We start from the raw sequence: 19,359 nt of genomic DNA, 5'->3' as shown, positions 1-19,359 counted from the left end.
CGGAACCGGAGGTTGAGCGTGCAGCTTCGCAGTGACCAGTGGTACGCGGGAGAAGACCGCAACGCCTACCTCCACCGCGCCTGGATGCGCCGCGGCACCCCGGCGGACGCGTTCACCGGCCGGCCGCAGATCGCCATCGCGAACACCGCCTCCGACCTCACCCCGTGCAACGCCCACCTCACCGAGGTGGCCAGGTCCGTCCGGGACGGTGTCCTCGAAGCCGGTGGCATCCCGCTCGAACTGCCGGTGGTGTCCCTCGGTGAGACGAACGTGCGGCCGACCGCGATGCTCTGGCGCAACATGGCCGCGATGGCCATCGAAGAGTTGCTGCGGGCGAACCCGATCGACGCCGTCGTCCTGCTGGGCGGCTGCGACAAGACGATCCCGTCCCTGCTGATGGGCGCCGCCTCGGTCGACCTGCCCGCCGTGGTCGTGCCCGGCGGCCCCATGCTGACCGGCACCTTCCGCGGCACACCGCTGGGCTGCGGCACCGACGTCTGGCGGCTCTCGGAGGAGGTCCGCGCCGGCACGCTCTCGCAGGAGCAGTTCCTCCGCTCCGAGTCGGCGATGATCCGCAGCCGCGGGCACTGCAACACGATGGGCACCGCCTCGACGATGGCACTGGTCGCCGAAGCGCTGGGCACCGTCGTCCCCGGCGTGGCAGGCACCCCCGCGCCGGACAGCCGGCTGCTGGAGGCCGCTCACGGCACCGGGCGCCTCGCCGTGGAGATGATCGCCGCGGACCGCCGCCCGAGCACCTTCCTCACCAAAGCCTCCTTCCACAACGCGATCGTGGCGCTGGCCGCCGTCGGCGGATCCACCAACGCCGTGGTCCACCTGCTCGCCATCGCCGGGCGCCTCGGCGTCGACCTCACCATCGACGACTTCGACCGGATCGGGTCCCGGGTGCCGGTGCTCGTGGACCTGCAGCCCGCGGGCCGGTTCCTGATGGAGGACTTCCACCGGGCCGGTGGCCTGCTCGCCGTGCTGCGCGAGGTGCGGGACCTGCTCGACCCGTCGGCCTTGACGGTGACCGGCGCACCACTGGTCGACGCGCTCGAAGACGCCCCGATCTGGGACGCCGAGGTCATCCGGCCGCGGACCGCGCCGATGGTGGCCGAAGGCGGAATCGCTGTCCTTCGCGGGAACCTCGCGCCCGGAGGCGCGCTCATCAAACCCGCCGCCGCGTCACCCGAACTGTTGCGCCACCGCGGCCGCGCCGTGGTCTTCGACTCGATCGAGGACTTCCACGCGCGCATCGACGACCCGGACCTCGACGTCGACGCCGGCTCCGTGCTGGTGTTGCGCGGCTGCGGCCCGAAAGGCTATCCCGGCATGCCCGAGGTGTCGAACATGCCATTGCCGACGAAGCTGCTCGAACAGGGCGTCCGGGACATGGTCCGGATCTGCGACGGCCGGATGAGCGGCACCGCCTACGGCACCGTCGTCCTGCACGTCACGCCGGAGGCCGCGGCCGGCGGCCCGCTCGCCCTGGTGCGGACCGGCGACCCGATCGTGCTCGACGTCCCGGCGCGGCGCATAGACATCGACGTCCCGGCCGGCGAACTCGCCGGCCGCACCCCGAACGCCGCCACCCTCGCCGGCTTCGCGGCGCCCCGGCGCGGCTGGGAACGGCTCTACGTCGACCACGTACAGCAGGCCGACACCGGCGCCGACCTCGACTTCCTCATCGGCTCCAGCGGATCGGCGGTGAGCCGCGAATCCCACTGAGCCCGCCTGAGTTCCCCTTCGATGGAGGCGTCAGCCGGCCGCGCGGCGCCTGATCAAGGCGATCATCGCGGCGCCCAGCGAAGCGGCCGATTCCGGCGACCCAGCCCAGCGCGGTGGCACGGCTCTTCGCCGGGTAGTGGCCGCCGACGGCGGCGTAGACCAGGGGTTTGGCGCTGAACAGCCAGCTGCCGGTGAGGAAGACGACCACGTAGGTCACCGGCAGCGGCATCGGGATCGCCAGCAGGCCGACTCCCAGGCCGGTGAGGGTGAACCAGCCGAACCGGTCGGCGAGGCGCCCGGCGACCAGCATGCCCGCGATGCCGCCGAGGTTGATGACGAGCAGGAAGCTGATCGCCGAGCCCAGGTTGTACCCGCTGGCGCGCATCATGGTCGGCAGCCAGGTGTTCACGCCGTGGACGAGCAGCAGACCGGCGAACGAGGCGACCCAGAACAGCAGCGTGGTCACATGACCCAGCGGCGGAAGCCGCCTTCGGCGTTGAGGGTCTGGCCGGTGATCCACTGGCTGTCGTCGGAGGCGAGCCAGCGGATCAGGCCGGCGACATCGCCCGGGCGGCCCCATCGGCCGGCTGGCAGGGCGCGGCCGACCCGCTCGGTGAGTTCCGGGGTGGCCCAGCCGGTGTCGACCGGGCCGGGATTGACCGTGTTGACGGTGATCCCCCGATCGATCAGCGCGTCGGACAGGGTGAGCGTCATCTGCTGGATCGCGCCCTTGCTGACCGCGTACGGCACCTCCTGGCTCATCGGTGCCAGGTGCTGGCCCGAGGTGAACAAGATGAGCCGCCCGGCGGGGCGCTCGTCGTCGTGCGCGGCGGCGAACGCCTGAGCCAGCAACACACTCGCCCGGGCGTTCACCGCCCAGGTCAGGTCCAGCTCGGCTGCCGTGACCTCCGCGAGGCTCTGGGTCGAACTGCGCGCGTGGTTGGCGACCACCACATCGACCGCGCCGAACGCCTCCAAGGCACGGGCGATCACCTGGCCGGGCGCCTGGGGTTCCGCGAAATCGGCGGCGACGTGCCGCAACCGCCGGCTCTCGCCACCCAGCGCCTCCACGATCCCGGCGTCTCCGACGGGGTCGGCGCCCCATGGCTGGGCGGCATCATGGGGAGACCACGAGTGCACCAGCACCGACGCCCCGGCCGCCAGCAGTTCCTCCGCCACCGCGAAACCGATCCCGGCCCGCCGGCTGACGCCGGTCACCACCGCGACCCGGCCCTCCAGAGACCCACCGGCCCCACCACCGCTCACCACGCCCTGCACGGTAAACACCGAGCGCGCCTGGCCTCAACCGGATTCCCCGACGCCCTCGGCATCGGCAAGGTCTGCGAGTTCGCCCGGCGTGGGCCCGGGCCATGACAAGGTGAGTGGCATGACGCCTGACGACGCACGCGATGCCAGGTTCTCGAAACCCTCCTTCGGGAAACGCGGCTACGACTCGGGTGCGGTCGACGCGCTGGTGACGCGCATCGAGCAGACCCTGCGCGGAACCGACCGCCTGACCGCCGCCGAGGTGCGTGAATTCTCGTTCGGCAGGGCGCCTGCCGGACAACGCGGCTACCGCGAAGACGACGTGGACGCCTTCCTCGACGCAGCCGAAGCCGAACTCCGCCGACGCGAAGGATCCGCCCACCGCGCCGCATCGCCCCAGTTCGCCCCTCCGCTCGAAGGGTCACGCGGCCGCTGGTGGCGTCGAGGCTGAAAGCGCTCGTCAGGACTGGCGCGCGCTCGCTCTGGTGTCCGAGTCGGCGGGGCGGCGTTCGCCCCACAGGACGAGGATGACGGCGACGATGATGAGTGCGCCACCGCCCAGGATGCCGGGTGTGAGGTGCTCGTCGAGGATCAGCCAGCCGAGCACCAGTGCGATGGCCGGGTTGACGTAGGCGTAGGTCGTGGCCACCGAGACCGTGGCGTGGGTCAGCAGCCAGATCAGCGAGCCGAACGCGAGGATCGAGCCGGGGCCGATCAGGTAGAGCAGCGCCCACCAGGAGGCACCGGACCAGCTCGCCGGGTTCGGGTCCTCACCGGCGAGCAGGCCGACGACGATCAGCAGGGGGCCGGCCACCAGCATCTGCACCCCGGCGGACAGCAGCGCGTTCTCGGGCAGTCGCACACGCGGCGTGTAGAAGGAGCCGATCGCTTCGGCGATCGCGGCCGCCAGCACGATCACCAGGCCGGTGAACGCCACCGGCCCGCCCCACCCGGACGGCGCGAGCAGGATCGCCACGCCGCTGAACCCGGCGAGCAGGCCCCCAAGCACGACCGGCCGAGGGCGTTCCCCGGCGAGCAGCCGGAACACCGCCACCCACAACGGCATCGAGGCGATCACGAGCGCGGCCACGCCGGAGGGCACGGTGCGCTCCCCCAGCGTGAGCAGGCCGAGCCCGCCGCCGATGATCAGCACTCCGATCACCGCGGCACCGCGCAACTCCTGGCGGCTCACCGGGAACCAGCGGCGGGTGCGCGCCACGCACCACCCGTGGAGCAGCACCCCGGCGACCAGGAACCGGATCCCTGCGCCCGAGAGCGGCGGGATCGTCTCCACCATCACCCGGATGGCCAGGTAGGTCGAACCCCACACCACGTAGAGCACCAGCAGGTTGGCCCCGATCAGCCAGCCGGGACCGGAAGGGCGGGCGTGGCCGGTCACTCACACCTCCAGGTCGCGGGCGATCGCGCGCAGCAGCAGGGGGCGGGCGGTGCTCAGGTAGAAGTGGTCACCGGGCAGCAGGCGCCGCCGGAACCCGGCGGTGGTGTGCCCGGCCCAGTCGTCGAGGTCGGCCGCCGCGACGGTGTGGTCGTCGCGCCCGGCGAACGCCGAAATGGGGCAGTCGAGCGGCGGTCCCGGCTGGTAGTCGTAGGTTTCCGCGAGCGCGTAGTCGGCACGCAACCGGGGCAGCAGGACCTCGCGGCTGCCCGGGTCGGCGAGCAGGTCCGGCGGGACACCGCCCAGTTGCTCGACCCTGGCGACGAATTCGTCGTCGGAGAGGTGCCGCTGCTCGTCGTGCTGCTTCGCCGCGCGCGACGGGGGCACGCTGCCGGAGACGAACAGCCTCGTGGGCGCGTTCCCGGCGGCGGACCTGGTTCGGGCCAGTTCGAAGGCGACCACCGCTCCGACGCTATGACCGAACAGGGCGTACGGCAACGCGGCCGGTTCACCCGCCAGGGTGTCGACGAGCTCGGCCATCCGGTGGCGGGGCTCGGCGTCGTTGCCGTCGCGGCCGGGTAGCCGCACCGGTCGCACGTCGAGATTCGCCGGCGCGTCCTCGCGCCACCCCGCGTACGCCGAAATCCCGCCACCGGCGTGCGGCAGGCAGTACAACGTCACCGGCGTCATGAGGCCTCCCCCTCCAGCGCGGCCGCGAGGCCGCGCACGGTGGGCCGCCGCAGGAAGGTGCCCAGCGGCACGGTCGAGCCCAGTTCCTGGCCGATGCGGTTGATCAGGCGGCCCGCCTGCAGTGAGGTGCCGCCGAGGTCGAAGAAGTCCTCGTCCGGGCCGACGCCGGGCACGCCGAGCACCCTGGCCACCAGCTCACCCAGGGACCGCTGCTCGGGCGGAAGCTCCCCGCCCGCGGCCGGGGTGGCGGTGGCGTGCTCGGCCAGCAGTGCGGCTCGATCGACCTTCCCGCTGGGCGCCTGCGGCAGCGACGGGCGCGGGTGCACACCGGCGGGCACCAGGTGCGCCGGCAGCCGTTCGCCCAGCCAGGCACGCAGGTGGCCGCCGTCCAGATCGGCGCCGTTCTCGGCCACGACGAAGGCTTCCAGCCTGGCCGGGGTGCCGACCGCGCAGACGACCGCCTGCCGCACATCCCGGTGGTCGCGCAGGGCGTCTTCGACCTCGCCCGGTTCGACGCGGAAACCGCGGATCTTGACCTGCTCGTCGAGGCGGCCGAGGAACTCCAGCGCGCCGTCCGCGCGCTGCCGGACCAGATCGCCGGTGCGGTACATCCGGCCGCCGCCGGGGTCGAACGGGTCCGGGACGAACCGTTCGGCCGTCAACTCGGGCCTGCCGAGGTAACCGCGGGCCACGCCGGCCCCGGCCACGTGCAGTTCGCCGGGCATCCCGGCGGGCACCGGCAGTCCCTCGCCGTCGAGCACGTGCACGCGGACGTTGCTCAGCGGGCGGCCGATGGGGATGCCGCGCGCGACGTCCTCGGTGGTGACGTGCCAGGAGGTCACATCGACGGTGGCTTCGCTGGGCCCGTAAAAATTGTGCAGTTCCGCCTTGGTCCGCTCGAAGAACCGGACGCACAGCGCGGAAGTGAGTTCCTCGCCGCCGGAGAACACGTAACGCAGCTGAGGGCAGTCCGCGAAACCCGGCTCGAAGTCGAGCAGCACGTCGAGCAGGCTCGGCACCAGGCCGAGCGCGGTGACGTGTTCCTCGGCGAGCACCTGCATCAGATAGGCCGGGTCGCGGTGCCCGCCGGGTTTGGCCAGCAGCAGCCTGCTGCCGGCCAGCAGCGGGGCGAAGATCTCCCAGACCGAGATGTCGAAGCTCAGCGAGGTCTGCTGCAGCACCGTGTCGGCCGGGCCGAGGCCGAAGGTGCGCTGGTCCCAGCACACCCGGTTGACCACCCCGGCGTGTTCGACTTCGACGCCCTTGGGCCGCCCGGTGGAACCGGAGGTGTAGATGACGTAGGCGAGGTCCCGCGCGGTGGCCCGGCTCGGCGGATCGGCCTCGGGTTCGCCGCCGAGGTCGAGTTCGTCCAGCGCGAGCAGCAGCCGGTCCCGGCCCGGCAGCCATTCCCGCATCCAGTCCTGCGTGCACACGATCCGGGTGCCGCTGTCCTCGATCATGTAGGCCAGCCGCTCGGCCGGGTAGTCCGGGTCCAGCGGCAGGTAGGCGGCGCCGCTCTTGAGCACCCCCAGCACCGACACGATCATCTCGACCGAGCGCTCCAGGCAGACACCGACGAGGTCGCCGGGGCCGGCGCCGTGCTCCCGGAGCAGTTTCGCGAGCCGGTTGGCCCGGTGGTTCAGCTCTCGATAACTCACGGTCTCACCGGAGGCCGCCAGCGCGGGGGCATCCGGGTGAGCACGCACGGCTTCTTCGAAGAGTTCGTGCACGCACCGGTTGTCGGGGAAGTCGGCCGCGGTGTCGTTCCACTCCCGTCGTGTCCGGCGCGCGGCCAGCTCCCTCGGGGACGGACCGGCCGCGGTCGCACGCCGTGGTCCGGCGGGAACCGTGACCTCCGGCCCAGCCAACCGGCCGGGCGGGCCGAGCAAGCCCGATATCGCCACGGCGTGGCGGTAGCAATCCGCCGTCCCGGACTCCTCGGTCAGCCCGAACGCACCGTGCACCTGGATGGCCCGGAGGCAAGCACGCACGCTGTCGCGGGCCGCGGCGGCGAGCAGCATCGTCGCGTCCGCGCCGACCTCGTTGTCGGCGGTCTCGCACAATTCGGCCAGCCGGGCGGAAAGGGCGTCGAGGCGCACCACGTCCGCGGCGAGCGGCAGGCTCACCCCTTGGTAGTCGGCGATGCGCTCGCCGAACTGCACCCGCTCCCCCGCCCTGGCCGCGGCCAGTCCGGTGGACCGGCGCGCCAAACCCAGCAGGTAACCGGTGTGGCTCAGCGAGGTGCCCAGTGCCGGATCGGCGGCGAGGGTTTCCGGTGGCAGTCCCGCTCGGCCGAGTTCTTCGGCCAGTGCCACCGTTTCCGCTTCTCCTGCCCCGATTCCGCCGTCTCTTGCCGGTCGGGTCGGCGGCAACCAGCCCTCCTCGGTGCCGCGCGCACGCAGTGCGTCCGCGGGGTGCGCCGAGTGCGCCGCTTCGGTGGCCGCGTCGGCGAAACGGCGGCGGAGCTCCCGCCGCCAATCCACGGCAGGGCCGCTTCCTCCGCCACCGGTGACCGGATCGAGCACCGCGGTGGCGACCGTGCCGAGCAGGATTTCCGAGGTGCCCGCGGCCAGGGTCAGCCCCGGGGCCTCGTGCACCGCGGCGGTGAGGGCGGGATCGGGCTCGGCGAGTTGCCAGTGCAGCAGCGCCACCTCCTGCGCGAGTTCACTGGCGCGCCATTTGGCCGCCGCGAGATCCGCGTCGGTGCAGTGCTGGGCAGCCAGCAACGCGACCGCGCGGTCCGACAACGCACGGGCGGCTTCCAGATCGGTGTCCAGTTCGAGGAGCCGGTGCCGGTGCGCGGTGTCGTGGCGCAGCCGCGCGGCCAGTGAGTCCAGCCAGCGCCGCGCCCGGCCGTAGAAGCAGATCCCGGTCCGTTCCGCGCCGAGCGCCCCGCCGATCAGCGGCCAGCCACCGCCGGGCTCGCCGATCACCGCATCGGCGGCCAGGGCGACCCGGTCGAAGGTGACCTTCGTGAAAGCTTCCGGGTTGAGCGAGCCGACCCGCTCGACAGTCACGCCCGGCGCGTCCATCGGCACCAGGAACAACGTGATCGAGGTGAAGCGCCCGGCGCCACCCGGCTCGGCGGGGCCGGTGCGGGCCGCGCAGATGCCGTGGCCCGCGAGATCGGTGCGCACGTTCCAGATCTTGGTGCCGTCGAGCACCCAGCCGTCCCCGGCCGGTACCGCCGTCGTCCGCAGGGAACTCAGGTCGGAACCGGCCGAGGGTTCGCTGTAGAGCACGGAGAAGAAGACCTCGCCCGCGGCCATCGGCGGCAGGTGCCGCGCCTTCTGCCGGTCGGTTCCGGCGGCCAGCAGGGTCGTTCCCGCGTTTTCGATGGTGTTCACCCGTGCGGTGTCGGGGACACCGGCCAGCGCGAGTTCCTCCGCCACCGCGGCCGCGTCGGCGATGCCACCACCGCGCCCGCCGTACTCGCGCGGCCAGTCCGGCGCCAGCAGCCGCGCTCGTCCCAGTGCGCGGTAGGTGCGAGGCGCCCAGGGCAGACCCTGCCCGGCACAGTCCTCGGCCTCCGCCCGGTGCTCGGGTAGCCGCAGGATCTCCCGGACCTCTTCCCGCAGTCCCGCCGTCGAGCCCACCATCATCGATCCACCTCCCCGTGCCCGGAACTCAGCTGTGCACCGCCGGCTTCACCGCTTCCATCAGCAGGTGGTACCCCAGGTGGTTCAGCGGCGGCAGATCGCCGAGCAGGGTCTCCAGCGTCCGGACCGCACCGGCCACCTCGGCGGTCTCCAGCACGGAGTCGGCCAGCCAGGCCGAGAGCGGGATGTTGCCGCGCAGGGAGACCGGGACCAGGCCGGCCACGGCGGTCAGCCGCTTGAGGTCGTCGGGCGAGAAGCTGTGCCACGGCGCCCGCAGTTCGTCACCCTCGCGGGTTTCGGTGAACACCAGTTCCTTGTTCTCCACGTCGGTGATGTCCACGGTGGCGAACCGGTCGGCCGAGCTGAACCGCTCGAACACGGAGTTCTTCACCCCGAGGATCAGCCGTCCGCCCGGCCGCAGCACCCGCCGGACTTCGCTGAAGACCCTCGGGTGGTCGGCAGGCGGCACGTGCATCAGCGCCAGCATCGACACCACCGCGTCGAACGAATTGTCCGGGAACGGGAGCGCGGCCATGTCGCCCTGCTCGAAGCGCACCTCGAGGTTCGCCTCGGCGGCCTTGCGCGCGGCCTGCTCGAGCATCGCTTCGGTCAGGTCGAAGCCGGTGACCGCTTTGGCCCGGTGGGCCACGGGAATGGTGATCCTTCCGGTGCCGCAGCCGATGTCGAGCACTTCGTCGTCGGCGGTGACCCGATCCAGCACGAACGAGATCTCGGTGTCGGAAAAAGTGGCATCGAGTGCGGTGAATCCCGGGATCCGTTCGTCGTATTCACCGGCGATCCGATCGTAGATCCCGGCGATCAATTCCTTCTGCTGACCCGTGTTCGCCTTCACGTTGTTCCTTTCTCCTCGGTTGTTCCCGCCCAGCCGGAATGGCTAGGAGTCCCGGTGCAGTGGGCACGACAGGCAGCGGGGGCCGCCGCGCGCCCGGCGCAGTTCGGAACCGGGTATCCGGTGCACCCCGATCCCGTGCCGTTCCAGGTAGTCGTTGGTCAGTTCGTTGCTTTCGTAGGCGATCACCTCGCCCGGCGCGACGGCCAGCACGTTGCAGCCGTCGTCCCACTGTTCACGGCGGTGGTTCCCGCCGTCCCGCCCGGGATCGAGCACCCGCAGTGCTACGCCGAGCGCTTCCCCGGCCGCGGTGGCGAAGTCCGGCTGGTGGCGCAGCACCGGGCCACCGCGGCCGGGCCGCAGCGTGCACACCGGCCGCCCGCCGAGCTCGGGGGACATCACCACCGCGTCCTCGTCCACAAAGGACACCAGGGTGTCGAGGTGGATGGTCGCCCTGGTCCGGGGCAGGTCCACCACCACGAGCCGATCGCAGAGTTCACGGGCGAACAGTTCCTCCGCCAGTGCCTCCACCGCCGCGGCGCAGGTCCGGTCGCCGACGCCGACGGCCAGCGCGCGACCGGACAACACGAGCAGGTCGCCACCCTCGATGGGCATCGACGGTGGCAGCGCCTGGTTCCAGCACCGCTCGGCGCGACCGGCGAACCAGGGGTGGTGCCGGTACAGGGCCGCGACCAGGTCGACCTCACGCGCCCGGGCCCCGGTGCGCATCCGCCCCAGCAAGTAGCCGTCGCGGAACCAGGCGGAGCTGTCCCTGGTGAACATCTGGTTGGGCAGGGGATCCAGCAACCGCCACGGCCGATGGCGCCACAGCGAGCCGGTCCCCGGCACCGATCGCGGGACCTCGTCGCTGGAAATCCCGCCCAGCAAACTCCGCACCAGCATTTCCGCGGGCAATTCCGCCAGCCAGGAAATCACCTCGTCACGTGCCCGTGGTGGGACCCGCGCACCGGCCATGGCTTGCGCGGCCAGTTGCCTGCCGACTTCTTTGTCCCGGCACACTTCGGCGAGCCCCTCGCGCAAATCCAGGACCGCGACTCCGCGAGACCGCAATACCGTGGTGAAAGCCTCGTGTTCCTCCCTGGCCCGTTGCGGCCAGACCAATTCGTCGAACAGGAACTCGGCGTGATCGTCCGGGGTCAGGGTATTGAGCTCACCGTCCGGACTGTGCACCAGCACCGCACGCAATGCCCCCGTTTCGGATTCCACGCTTCGCGCATTCAGCAACGGCCTCGATCTCACGCCGACTTCCTCCCCGGTGTCTGGGCCTCGTGGCGCGGATAGACCCCCAACCGGCCGGGCAAACACGGCCGTCGAAGAAATACCGTGAATTACCCGTTTGTTGTAAGTAAAACACTATCCGTGATTGGCCAAGGCCAGTTCCGGGCCGCTCCGCGAAACCGCTGGTTGGATCGGGGGTGAAATGATCAAAATGGCGATCCCGGGCACCGGGCACCCGAGACGTAGGCCGAATGGCGTGGGCAACCGGCAACGTCCGGCGGAATGGGGAGGTGCTGAGCACGCTGAGGAACTCGACGGCCTTCGACACCCGCGTGCCAAACCAGTGCGGCACACGGGTGTCGAACTCGACCGCTTCCCACCGGCCCCCTGAGTCTTCGGAGCCTCAGCGGGTGACCGAGTAGGAATGGGCGCCGGTTCCGGCCAGGGCACCGCCGTCGACGATGAGGTATTCGTCGCGGATGGGGGTGCCGGTGAGCCACGATTCCAGGATTTCCCGGGTACCGGCGGCATAGCGGGCCTGCGCCGAGAGCGAACTGCCCGAGATGTGCGGGGTCATGCCGTGGTGCGGCATCGTCCGCCACGGGTGGTCGGCCGGGGCGGGCTGCGGGAACCACACGTCACCGGCGTATCCGGCCAGCTGCCCGCTTTCCAGCGCCCGCACGACGGCGTCGCGGTCGGCGATGCGCGCCCGCGCGGTGTTGATCAGGTACGCCCCGCGTTTCATGGTCGCGATCAGCTCGTCGCCGAAGAGGCCTTCGGTTTCCGGGTGCAGGGGCGCGTTGATCGTGACCACGTCACAGGAGGGCACCATGTCCGCGGCGCTCGGGTGGTAGGTCAGGCCGAGTTCGCGCTCCACCTCGGCGGGCAGGCGGTGCCGGTCGGTGTAGTGCAGGTGCACGCCGAACGGCGCGAGCCGCCGCAGCACCGCCGTGCCGATGCGACCGGCCGCCACGGTGCCGATGTGCATGCCCTCGACGTCGTAGGACCGGGCGACGCAGTCGGCGATGCCCCAGCCGCCGTCGAGCACCACCTGGTGCGACGGCAGGTAGTTGCGCACCAGCGCGAGGATCGACATCACCACGTGCTCGGCGACGCTGATGCTGTTGCAGTAGGTCACCTCGGCGACCGTGACGCCGTGTTCGATCGCCGCGTCCAGGTCGACGTGGTCGGAGCCGATGCCCGCGGTGATCGCCAGCTTGAGGTTGCGTGCCTTGGCCATCCGATCCGCGGTGAGGTAGGCGGGCCAGAACGGCTGGGAGATCACCACGTCGGCGTCGGCCAGCTCGCGGTCGAACTCCGAGCCCTTGTCCGAGATCACCACCAGGGTGTGCCCGGCGGCCTCGAGGAACGGGCGCAGCCCCAGCTCACCGGACACGCTGCCGAGCAGTTCGCCGGGGGTGAAGTCGATGCCACTCGGTGACGGCAGCGTCTGCCCGCCGGGATAGCCGTCGAGCCGCGGGAGATCATCTCGTGCGTAGGTTTCCGGGCGGCCGCCGGACGGGTCGTCGTAGAGCACGCACAGCACCTTCGCCATGGCTGACTCCTGGGGATTCGTGTACCTCGGATGGGATGCCCCGACCATCGTCCGCCCGGCACCGCCCGGTCAAAGCGAAAGTTCCTATCCCGGCATAGCCCGCCGCTATCCCGCGTGCTCCCGCAGGATCCGGTCCAGCTCGCCGCGCACGTCGAGTTCGGCCGCCAGGTCCAGCAGCGCGCCGGCCAGGATCGGCTCGGGATCGTGGTCGGCGGTGACCAGCCCGATCTGCGGCGCCGGCCCGCGGGTTTCCAGTCCGACGACCCGCATGCCCGCCGGGGTGCCGAACATGTGCAGCCACGCGTGCGCGATCACGGTCGACCACCGGTGGGTCGCGACGTGCGCGTAGAGCGCCGAGACGGTGTCGGTTTCGATGGTGGGCACCGCGACCGCGCCCGCCGCCGCGAACAGCCCGTCGAGGATGCGGCGGTTGCGCATCCGCGGGGTGAGCAGGCACAGCGGCAGCGACGCGACTTCGGCCCACCCCACCGAATCCCGTCCCGCCAGCTCGCCGTCTTCGGGTGTCAGCAACAGATAACGCTCTTCGTAGAGTGGCCGCACCCGCACGTTCCCGAGTTCTTCATCGTCCACATAGGTCATCGCGACGTCCAGTTCGAACTCCGCCAGCCGCCGGGTGATCTCCCGTGACGACAACGACTCCAGCGAAATCCGGACCCGCGGGTAGCGCTCGCAGAACGGGGCCGTCAGCAGCGACGCCGCCGTCAGCGCCGTCGGGATCGCGCCGATCCGCAGCACCCCCGAAAGGCTCTCGTGCATGATCGACAGGTCCTGCCGCAGCGCGTCGCGTTCGGCGAGGATCCGGTGCGCCCACCGCAGCACCCGCTCACCCTCCGGCGTCAGCCCTTCGAACCGCCTCCCCCGTGAGACGATCGGGACGCCGAGGTCGCGCTCCAGCTTCCGGATCCCGGCGGACAACGACGGCTGCGACACGTGACAAGCGGCGGCCGCACGGGCGAAATGCCGCTCGCGGGCCAACGCGACCAGGTACTCCAGCTGACGCAACAACACGACGCAGTATCGACGCACCCTCCGCGGCGACACGGGGCGTTCCCGCGTTTCCCGTGCCCGGTAGGGTACGTGAACCGCGCCACACGGCGGCTGGCCCACGATCTAATTCATTGCGAGGTTCTCCATGGCCGACGAACGCGCCGAGCCCGAACTGCCCTCGGCCGGGATCGACACCACCACGCCGAGCGTGGCCAGGGCGTACGACGCGGCGCTGGGCGGCAAGGACAACTACGAGGTCGACCGGCAACTGCTGGCCCAGCTCAACGCGGCCGTGCCCGAGGTCAACGAGATCGCCGTCACCAACCGCAAGTTCCTCATCCGGGCGGTGGAGTTCCTGGCGCGCAAGGCGGGCATCGACCAGTTCCTCGACTGCGGGTCCGGCCTGCCCACCGCGGAAAACACCCACCAGATCGCGCAGCGCGAAAATCGCGACTCCCGCGTGGTCTACGTGGACAACGACCCCGTCGTCCTGGCACACGGGCGCGCCCTGCTCGAAGACAACGACAAGACGTTCCTCGTCGGCGCGAACATCTTCGACCCGCCCGCGGTGCTGAAGAACGACACGGTGCACCGGCATCTGGACTTCACCCGGCCGCTCGCGCTGCTGCAGGTCGCGACGCTGCACCACCACAACCCGGACGAGGGCCTCCCCCCGGCCGAGATCATGCGGCAGTACATCGACGCGCTGCCTTCGGGTTCGTACGTGGTCTTCTCGCACTTCTTCGACCCGGAGAACGAGTACAGCCCCAGCGCCCACCGGGTCCAGGAAATCCTCAACGCCAGCATCAGCCGCGGTTACTTCCGCACGCGGGCGGAGATCGAGGGCATGCTCACCGGCCTGGAACTGCTGCCGCCCGGCCTGGTCGTCAACGACGAGTGGTACCCCACCGGCCCGCGCACCACCCCCCGCCCCGACGCCGGCAACTGCATCGTGGCGACGGTCGGCCGCAAGCCCTGATCAGCCGGGTTCGGGTACGCGCTGGGGTCGCCGCCGCCGTCGTCGGATGGGGACGGGCCGGTGCCGCAGGTGATGGATCACCGCGAGGTAGGCGAGCAGGACCACCGCCAGGCCGAGCGCGGTGTACGCGGTCATGGGCACCACGCTCCACTGTTCGACGGTGATCGCGAGCAGGCCCCAGGCGACCGCGGCGGCGTAGGCGAGCGAGCCCGGAAGCGGGCCGGTCGCGCACGCCCGGACCACGGCCACCGCCACCCCGGTGGCCACCAGCAAAAGCACCACCCCGACCACGCCGGGCCAGCCGCTGGTCCCCGACATCCCGGCCGAGACCAGCGTGTTCGCCAGGCCCACGAACATCGCCGCGGTGAGCCAGCCCGCCAGCAACCCGAACGTCCCGCCGAAGAGCACCGCGACCACGCGGTTGCCGTCGGCGGCGCGCTGGAACCGGACCGTGGCGCGGATCGCGGCCACCGCCCCGATGATGATCACGAACTGGGCGAGGACGAACTGCCCCTTCGGGAACACCGCCGCCCACACCGCGTCGGCGGTGAACGCGATCGCGATGGACCACCCCGATCTGCGTACCGCGGGGTGCGTGGTGAACGACGGCGCGAACCCGGCGATCGCCACGGCCAGTGACAGGGCGAAGATCGGCCCCCAGATCGCGAAGGCGTACCCCGCCGGGAGGATCGCCGAGGCGTTCTCCCTGGCCACACCACCCACCGACCGGCCGAGCAACGCCGACGAGGCGACCTGCGCCAGCGCCGCGAGCAGCACCACGCCCTGCCGGATCCGGTCTCCCGCGGTCACCGTCCCCGATAGTTCATTCGGTGAGCTATTCATCCGCTGAGGGTAAGATCGGCGCATGGCTGCCCGCAACTCGACCACCGCCCGGATAGGCGAACTCCTCCGGGACTACGGCCTGCTCGGCCTGAGAATGGGCGAAGCCTTCGCCGAGCGGCTCGGCATGGAACACGTCGATCTGCGGGCGCTGACCCTGATCGGGCAAGCCGACCGCGCGGGCACCCCGCAGACGGTCAGCGGCCTGCGTCACCAGCTCGGCCTTTCCGCCGGCGGCACCACCCTGGTGCTCGACCGGCTGGAACGGGCTGGGCACGTCCAGCGCGTCCGTGACGCCCGCGACCGGCGAGCCGTGCGCCTGGTCCTCACCGCCGACGGCCGCAACGCCGGCCGCCAGTACTTCGGCGGCCTCGCCGGCCGCCTCCACGACGTGGCCACCGACTTCAGCGATGACGACCTCACCACCGTACGGCGTTTCCTCGAAGCCGTCATCGAACTGACCGGCGAACACCTCGCCACCCCGCCTCAGCCTCAGCCTGCGGCCCGGCCACCGCGCGATTAGCGTCAGCCTCGACGAACGAGGCGAGGTGGTGTGCCGGTGCTGTCCGGAAAGGCGAAGAACGCCTTGCTGGCCGGCGTCACCGCGGTCGGTGGCGCCCTGCTGCGGCGAGCGCTGTCCAGCCCGCCCGCCTCCCCCGCGTTCTACCACCGCACCACCGCCGTCGCCGCGGTCTGGCTCGGCGGCAGCCTGCTCGGCGCCCGCCCCCGCCTGGGTTACAGCGGTCGCGGGGTGGTCAGGTCAGCGGTGATCGCGTCCGGTGCCTTCGCCCTCTTCGCCACCGGCGCGCTGGTCATCCGGCGCGTCCCCGCACTCGACCGCGCGGTGGGTGGCGTACTCACCTTCGCCACCACCGCGTCGAGCCCGGCGGTACTCGTGGTCGCCTTGGCCAACGGCGCCGCCGAGGAGGTCTTCTTCCGCGGCACCTGGTTCGAGCGGTTTCACCCCGGTCAGGCGGTGACCGGCACGACGGTGCTCTACGTGGCCACCACCGCCGCCACCGGCAATCCGGCGCTGGTGCTCGCGGCCGTGGTGATGGGGACGCTGTTCGGGGTGCGGCGCCACCGCACCGGCGGGGTGCTCGAACCGCTGCTCACCCACCTGTTCTGGTCGATGCTGATGGTCCAGGTGCTGCCGCACGTCCACGGCGCCCGCCGCGTTCCGGAGCCGGGCCGATGAGCCGCTGCCTGATCCTGGGTGCCTCGGGTTGTGTCGGCTCGCGGCTGGTGCCCGTGCTGGCCGAAGCGGGACACGATGTGCGCGCGCTCGTCCGCACGACGGGGTCGGCGGCACGGGTCCCCCGGCTGGCGGACATCCGTTTCGGTGACGTCACCGACGCCGGCCGGGTACGTGCCGCCCTGGACGGCGTCGACGTCGTCTACCACCTCGTGCATTCGCTCGGACGCCCCGATTTCGCCGAGGTGGACCGTGAAGCCGCGCGGATCGTCGCCACCGAGGCCGACCGCGCGGGCGTGCGGCAGATCGTCTACCTCGGCGGCCCGCGGCCGGAGGGCGAGTTGTCCGAGCACCTCGCCTCGCGTGCCGAGGTCGGTGACGTGCTGGCCACCGCACGGACCCCCGCGCTGCTCCTGCAAGCCGCCCTGATCATCGGCCGCGGTTCGGCCGGTTTCGAGCTGCTGCGCCAGTTCGCCCACGCCTCTCCCGTGCTGCCGCGCCCGGCGTGGATGAGCCGGACCAGCCGTCCGGTGGGCATCGACGACGTGCTGCACCACCTGAGCACCGCGGCCACCCCGCCGACCCCGGTGAGCGGCCGGTTCGCCCTTTCCGGTCCGGAGCGGCTGAGCTACTTCGACCTGGTGCAGCGCTGCGCCCGCGTGGCCGGGTTGCCCGTGCGCGTCCCGGTCCCGGCGCCGCTGTGGTCGCACCGGCTGGCCGCCCGCGCCGCCGCACTCACCACCACGGTGCCGGCCGAGGCCGCCGCGCAGTTGTTCGAATCGCTCGATCACGACCTCATCGACACGGCACCGGACCGGCTGCCCGCGCCCCCTGGCGGCCCGACGAGCGTGGACAACGCGTTGCGCGCGGCCATCGCCCCCGCCGCCTCGGCGTCGGCGGCCGAGCCCTACCTCGACGAGCGGGTGTGCGCGACCAGGGCGGGTGCCGCGCAGTTGTGGCGCACCATCACCTCTGTCGGCGGCAGTCGCGGCTGGTTCACCATTCCGCTCCTGTGGGAGGTGCGCGGCCTGCTCGACCACCTGGCGGGCGGCGCGGGCCTGTACCGCGGGCGGCAGGCCGAACTCGCCTCCGGCGACGTGGTCGACTTCTGGACCGTCGAACACCGCGACGACGCCCGCCGGCGGCTGGTGCTGCGTGCCGACATGAAGATGCCGGGCAGCACCCTGCTGGAGATGAGCGCGGAGACGGTGGGCTCCTACCGCCAGAAGATCAGCTTCGTTCCCCGCGGACCGGCCGGGCACGCCTACTGGCGTCTGCAGAAACCCGCGCACGACCTCGTTTTCGGCCTGATGGCCCGCAATCTGGTGCACGCCGCCGAACGCGGCTGAGCCGGTTTTCGTTCAGACACCCGAACCCCACACTCGCGCACCCGAGTCCCACGTTCAGACACCCAAGTCCCACGTTCAGGCAGCTGAGTCCCACGTTCAGGCAGCCGAGTCCCACGTTCAGGCAGCCGAGTCCCCCACTCGCGCAGCCGACCCCCACACTCGCCGCAACCGCCCCCGAAGCCACCGGGGACACGAATGTGGCTTTGGGGGCCGAATCCGCCCCGAAAGCCACATTCGTGTCCCCGGTAGGGGCTCCCGCCCGAGGGGGCACGCCCAGGCGCGAGACCCGCGCCAAGGTGGAAACACGTGCCGTGAATGTGGCTTTCACGGCCGAATACGCCGTGAAAGCCACATTCACGGCGCTGCGGCGCCGGACCGGGGCGCCTACGCTGCTGGTACGGCAGTGATCGATCGGCAGAGGGGCGCTCGTGGCTCAGGATGTGGTGGTGATCGGTGCCGGGCTGGCCGGGCTCGCGGCGGCAGGCGAACTGATCCGGCGCGGGGTGAGCACGACCGTGCTCGAGGCCTCCGACGAGGTGGGCGGCCGGGTGCGCACCGATCTGGTCGACGGGTTCCGGCTCGACCGCGGTTTCCAGGTGCTGCTGCCCGCCTACCCGGCGTTCCGGTCCACAGTGGACCTCGACGCGCTGCGGCTCCGCTCCTTCACCCGCGGTGCGCTGACGGCCGAGGGCGAATTGCTGGCTCCGCCGTGGCACCCGAAGGCACTCGCCGGACTCGCGCGCTTCGCGGCCAAGGCGCCGGTGAGCGGCGTCGGCACGCTGGCCCTGTCGGCCCGCGATCTGCTGCTGCCGAGCAGCCGGCTGCGGCGGCCGCTGAACCGGACGATCGCCGCCGAACTGAGCCGTGCCCGCGTGTCGGGCGCACTCGTCGAGCAGGTGCTCCGGCCGTTCCTCGCCGGGGTGTTCCTCGATCGCGACCTGCGCACCGATGCCAGGGTGTTCCACCTGATCTGGCGCTGCTTCCTGCTCGGCGGCGGCGCGGTGCCCGAACTGGGGATGCGCGAGCTGCCCCGGCAACTCGCGGCCGGGCTGCCCGCCGGGACCGTCCACTTCGGACGCGCGGTGACGCACGCCGGACCGAACCTGGTGCGGCTCGCCGACGGTGAGCAGATCCGGGCACGGGCGGTGGTCGTCGCCACCGACGGCACCACCGCGGCACAGTTGCTGCCCGGGGTCACCGCACCCGGCTGGCACGCGGTGAGCACCTTCTACTTCACCACCGGCGAACCACCCCTGCGCGCACCCACCCTGGTACTCGACGGCACCTCCGGACTGCTGCTGAACACCGCCGTGATGAGCGAGGTGTCCCCCGCCTACGCCCCCGCCGGCCGGGCACTGGTCGCGGCTTCCGTGCCGGAACGCCTCGACACCACCGAGGAGGAAGTGCGCGAGCAGCTCGCCAAGCTGTACGGAACGTCCACAAGGGACTGGTCGTCGCTCGCCACCTACCGGATCGGACGCGCGCTGCCGGTGATGGCGGCCGGTCACCCGCTGACCCGGGCGGTGCGGCTCGACGCCGGGCTCTACGTCTGCGGCGACCACCGCGACACCAGTTCCCTGCAGGGTGCCCTCGTCTCCGGGCGGCGTGCCGCCAAAGCGGTGCTGGCGGACCTCCGCGGCTGATTGCGTCTGAGTAACTCAT

The 19,359-nt window shown here is 71.6% G+C and carries 16 protein-coding genes and 1 pseudogene; 7 read left to right on the top strand and 10 right to left on the bottom strand.

Features of this window, described 5'->3' with window-relative positions; all coding sequences use genetic code 11:
* The first annotated feature begins 18 nt into the window (after positions 1-18).
* Positions 19-1,731 (top strand): IlvD/Edd family dehydratase, encoded by a 1,713-nt coding sequence (locus L3Q67_RS31445; protein WP_499185055.1) that lies wholly within the window; start codon positions 19-21, stop codon positions 1,729-1,731.
* 82 nt (positions 1,732-1,813) lie between these two features.
* Here the strand turns inward: L3Q67_RS31445 and L3Q67_RS31440 are convergent.
* Together L3Q67_RS31440 and L3Q67_RS31435 are read right to left on the bottom strand one after the other, a co-directional pair.
* Positions 1,814-2,311 (bottom strand): annotated as a pseudogene (locus L3Q67_RS31440) (MFS transporter); the annotation flags it as partial.
* Entirely contained in the window at positions 2,194-3,000 is an 807-nt protein-coding gene (locus tag L3Q67_RS31435) for an SDR family oxidoreductase (protein ID WP_499185054.1), read from the bottom strand. The pseudogene L3Q67_RS31440 and the gene L3Q67_RS31435, both read right to left, overlap by 118 nt.
* Positions 3,001-3,118: 118 nt before the next feature.
* On the opposite strand from L3Q67_RS31435, the gene L3Q67_RS31430 reads away from it, so the two are divergent.
* Entirely contained in the window at positions 3,119-3,448 is a 330-nt protein-coding gene (locus tag L3Q67_RS31430; RefSeq protein WP_499185053.1) for a DivIVA domain-containing protein, read from the top strand.
* A gap of 9 nt (positions 3,449-3,457) precedes the next feature.
* Here L3Q67_RS31430 and L3Q67_RS31425 read toward each other — a convergent pair whose 3' ends face one another.
* The 7 genes from L3Q67_RS31425 to L3Q67_RS31395 form a co-directional block, all read right to left on the bottom strand.
* Positions 3,458-4,396, bottom strand: a complete 939-nt coding sequence (locus tag L3Q67_RS31425; RefSeq protein ID WP_499185052.1) for a DMT family transporter — start codon at positions 4,394-4,396, stop codon at positions 3,458-3,460.
* The gene (locus tag L3Q67_RS31420; RefSeq protein ID WP_499185051.1) at positions 4,397-5,083 is read right to left on the bottom strand and encodes a thioesterase II family protein; all 687 of its coding nucleotides are present in this window, start codon (positions 5,081-5,083) and stop codon (positions 4,397-4,399) included. It lies immediately after the preceding gene.
* Positions 5,080-8,685: an amino acid adenylation domain-containing protein gene (locus tag L3Q67_RS31415; protein ID WP_499185050.1), complete on the bottom strand. Its 3,606-nt coding sequence runs from the start codon at positions 8,683-8,685 to the stop codon at positions 5,080-5,082. The genes L3Q67_RS31420 and L3Q67_RS31415 overlap by 4 nt, the downstream gene beginning before the upstream one ends.
* A gap of 25 nt (positions 8,686-8,710) precedes the next feature.
* Entirely contained in the window at positions 8,711-9,535 is an 825-nt protein-coding gene (locus L3Q67_RS31410; RefSeq protein ID WP_499185049.1) for a class I SAM-dependent methyltransferase, read from the bottom strand.
* A gap of 42 nt (positions 9,536-9,577) precedes the next feature.
* Positions 9,578-10,759 carry an arginine deiminase gene (locus tag L3Q67_RS31405; protein WP_499185048.1) on the bottom strand — a complete coding sequence of 394 codons (1,182 nt, stop codon included), beginning with the start codon at positions 10,757-10,759 and terminating at the stop codon, positions 9,578-9,580.
* Positions 10,760-11,174: 415 nt separating this feature from the next.
* Positions 11,175-12,326 (bottom strand): NAD-dependent formate dehydrogenase, encoded by a 1,152-nt coding sequence (locus tag L3Q67_RS31400; protein WP_499185047.1) that lies wholly within the window; start codon positions 12,324-12,326, stop codon positions 11,175-11,177.
* A gap of 105 nt (positions 12,327-12,431) precedes the next feature.
* Positions 12,432-13,355: a LysR family transcriptional regulator gene (locus L3Q67_RS31395; RefSeq protein WP_499185046.1), complete on the bottom strand. Its 924-nt coding sequence runs from the start codon at positions 13,353-13,355 to the stop codon at positions 12,432-12,434.
* A gap of 124 nt (positions 13,356-13,479) precedes the next feature.
* On the opposite strand from L3Q67_RS31395, the gene L3Q67_RS31390 reads away from it, so the two are divergent.
* On the top strand, positions 13,480-14,313 hold the full coding sequence (locus L3Q67_RS31390) for a class I SAM-dependent methyltransferase (RefSeq protein ID WP_499185045.1): 834 nt from the start codon (positions 13,480-13,482) through the stop codon (positions 14,311-14,313).
* On the opposite strand, the gene L3Q67_RS31385 is transcribed toward L3Q67_RS31390, so the two are convergent.
* Positions 14,314-15,123 carry a TspO-related membrane protein gene (locus tag L3Q67_RS31385; protein ID WP_499185044.1) on the bottom strand — a complete coding sequence of 270 codons (810 nt, stop codon included), beginning with the start codon at positions 15,121-15,123 and terminating at the stop codon, positions 14,314-14,316.
* Between the two features lie 55 nt (positions 15,124-15,178).
* On the opposite strand from L3Q67_RS31385, the gene L3Q67_RS31380 reads away from it, so the two are divergent.
* The 4 genes from L3Q67_RS31380 (at position 15,179) to L3Q67_RS31365 (ending at position 19,340) form a co-directional block, all read left to right on the top strand.
* Positions 15,179-15,676, top strand: coding sequence for a MarR family winged helix-turn-helix transcriptional regulator (locus L3Q67_RS31380; RefSeq protein WP_499185043.1), 498 nt, complete (start codon positions 15,179-15,181; stop codon positions 15,674-15,676).
* Between the two features lie 36 nt (positions 15,677-15,712).
* Positions 15,713-16,351 carry a CPBP family intramembrane glutamic endopeptidase gene (locus tag L3Q67_RS31375; protein ID WP_499185042.1) on the top strand — a complete coding sequence of 213 codons (639 nt, stop codon included), beginning with the start codon at positions 15,713-15,715 and terminating at the stop codon, positions 16,349-16,351.
* Positions 16,348-17,697, top strand: a complete 1,350-nt coding sequence (locus L3Q67_RS31370) for a DUF2867 domain-containing protein (protein WP_499185041.1) — start codon at positions 16,348-16,350, stop codon at positions 17,695-17,697. The genes L3Q67_RS31375 and L3Q67_RS31370 overlap by 4 nt, the downstream gene beginning before the upstream one ends.
* A 428-nt stretch (positions 17,698-18,125) precedes the next feature.
* Positions 18,126-19,340: an NAD(P)/FAD-dependent oxidoreductase gene (locus tag L3Q67_RS31365; protein ID WP_499185040.1), complete on the top strand. Its 1,215-nt coding sequence runs from the start codon at positions 18,126-18,128 to the stop codon at positions 19,338-19,340.
* Positions 19,341-19,359: the final 19 nt, after the last annotated feature.

The organism is Saccharothrix sp. AJ9571, assembly GCF_021725495.1.
GTDB lineage: Bacteria > Actinomycetota > Actinomycetes > Mycobacteriales > Pseudonocardiaceae > Amycolatopsis > Amycolatopsis magusensis.
This window is presented reverse-complemented; position numbering and strand designations above follow the sequence as displayed.

Excerpts from the sequence above, each read along its gene's own strand:
- L3Q67_RS31430 (WP_499185053.1), top strand. The coding sequence starts at position 3,119 with ATGACGCCTGACGACGCACGCGATGCCAGGTTCTCGAAACCCTCCTTC.
- L3Q67_RS31420 (WP_499185051.1), bottom strand. The coding sequence starts at position 5,083 with ATGACGCCGGTGACGTTGTACTGCCTGCCGCACGCCGGTGGCGGGATT.
- L3Q67_RS31415 (WP_499185050.1), bottom strand. The coding sequence starts at position 8,685 with ATGATGGTGGGCTCGACGGCGGGACTGCGGGAAGAGGTCCGGGAGATC.
- L3Q67_RS31400 (WP_499185047.1), bottom strand. The coding sequence starts at position 12,326 with ATGGCGAAGGTGCTGTGCGTGCTCTACGACGACCCGTCCGGCGGCCGC.
- L3Q67_RS31390 (WP_499185045.1), top strand. The coding sequence starts at position 13,480 with ATGGCCGACGAACGCGCCGAGCCCGAACTGCCCTCGGCCGGGATCGAC.
- L3Q67_RS31380 (WP_499185043.1), top strand. The coding sequence starts at position 15,179 with ATGGCTGCCCGCAACTCGACCACCGCCCGGATAGGCGAACTCCTCCGG.
- L3Q67_RS31370 (WP_499185041.1), top strand. The coding sequence starts at position 16,348 with ATGAGCCGCTGCCTGATCCTGGGTGCCTCGGGTTGTGTCGGCTCGCGG.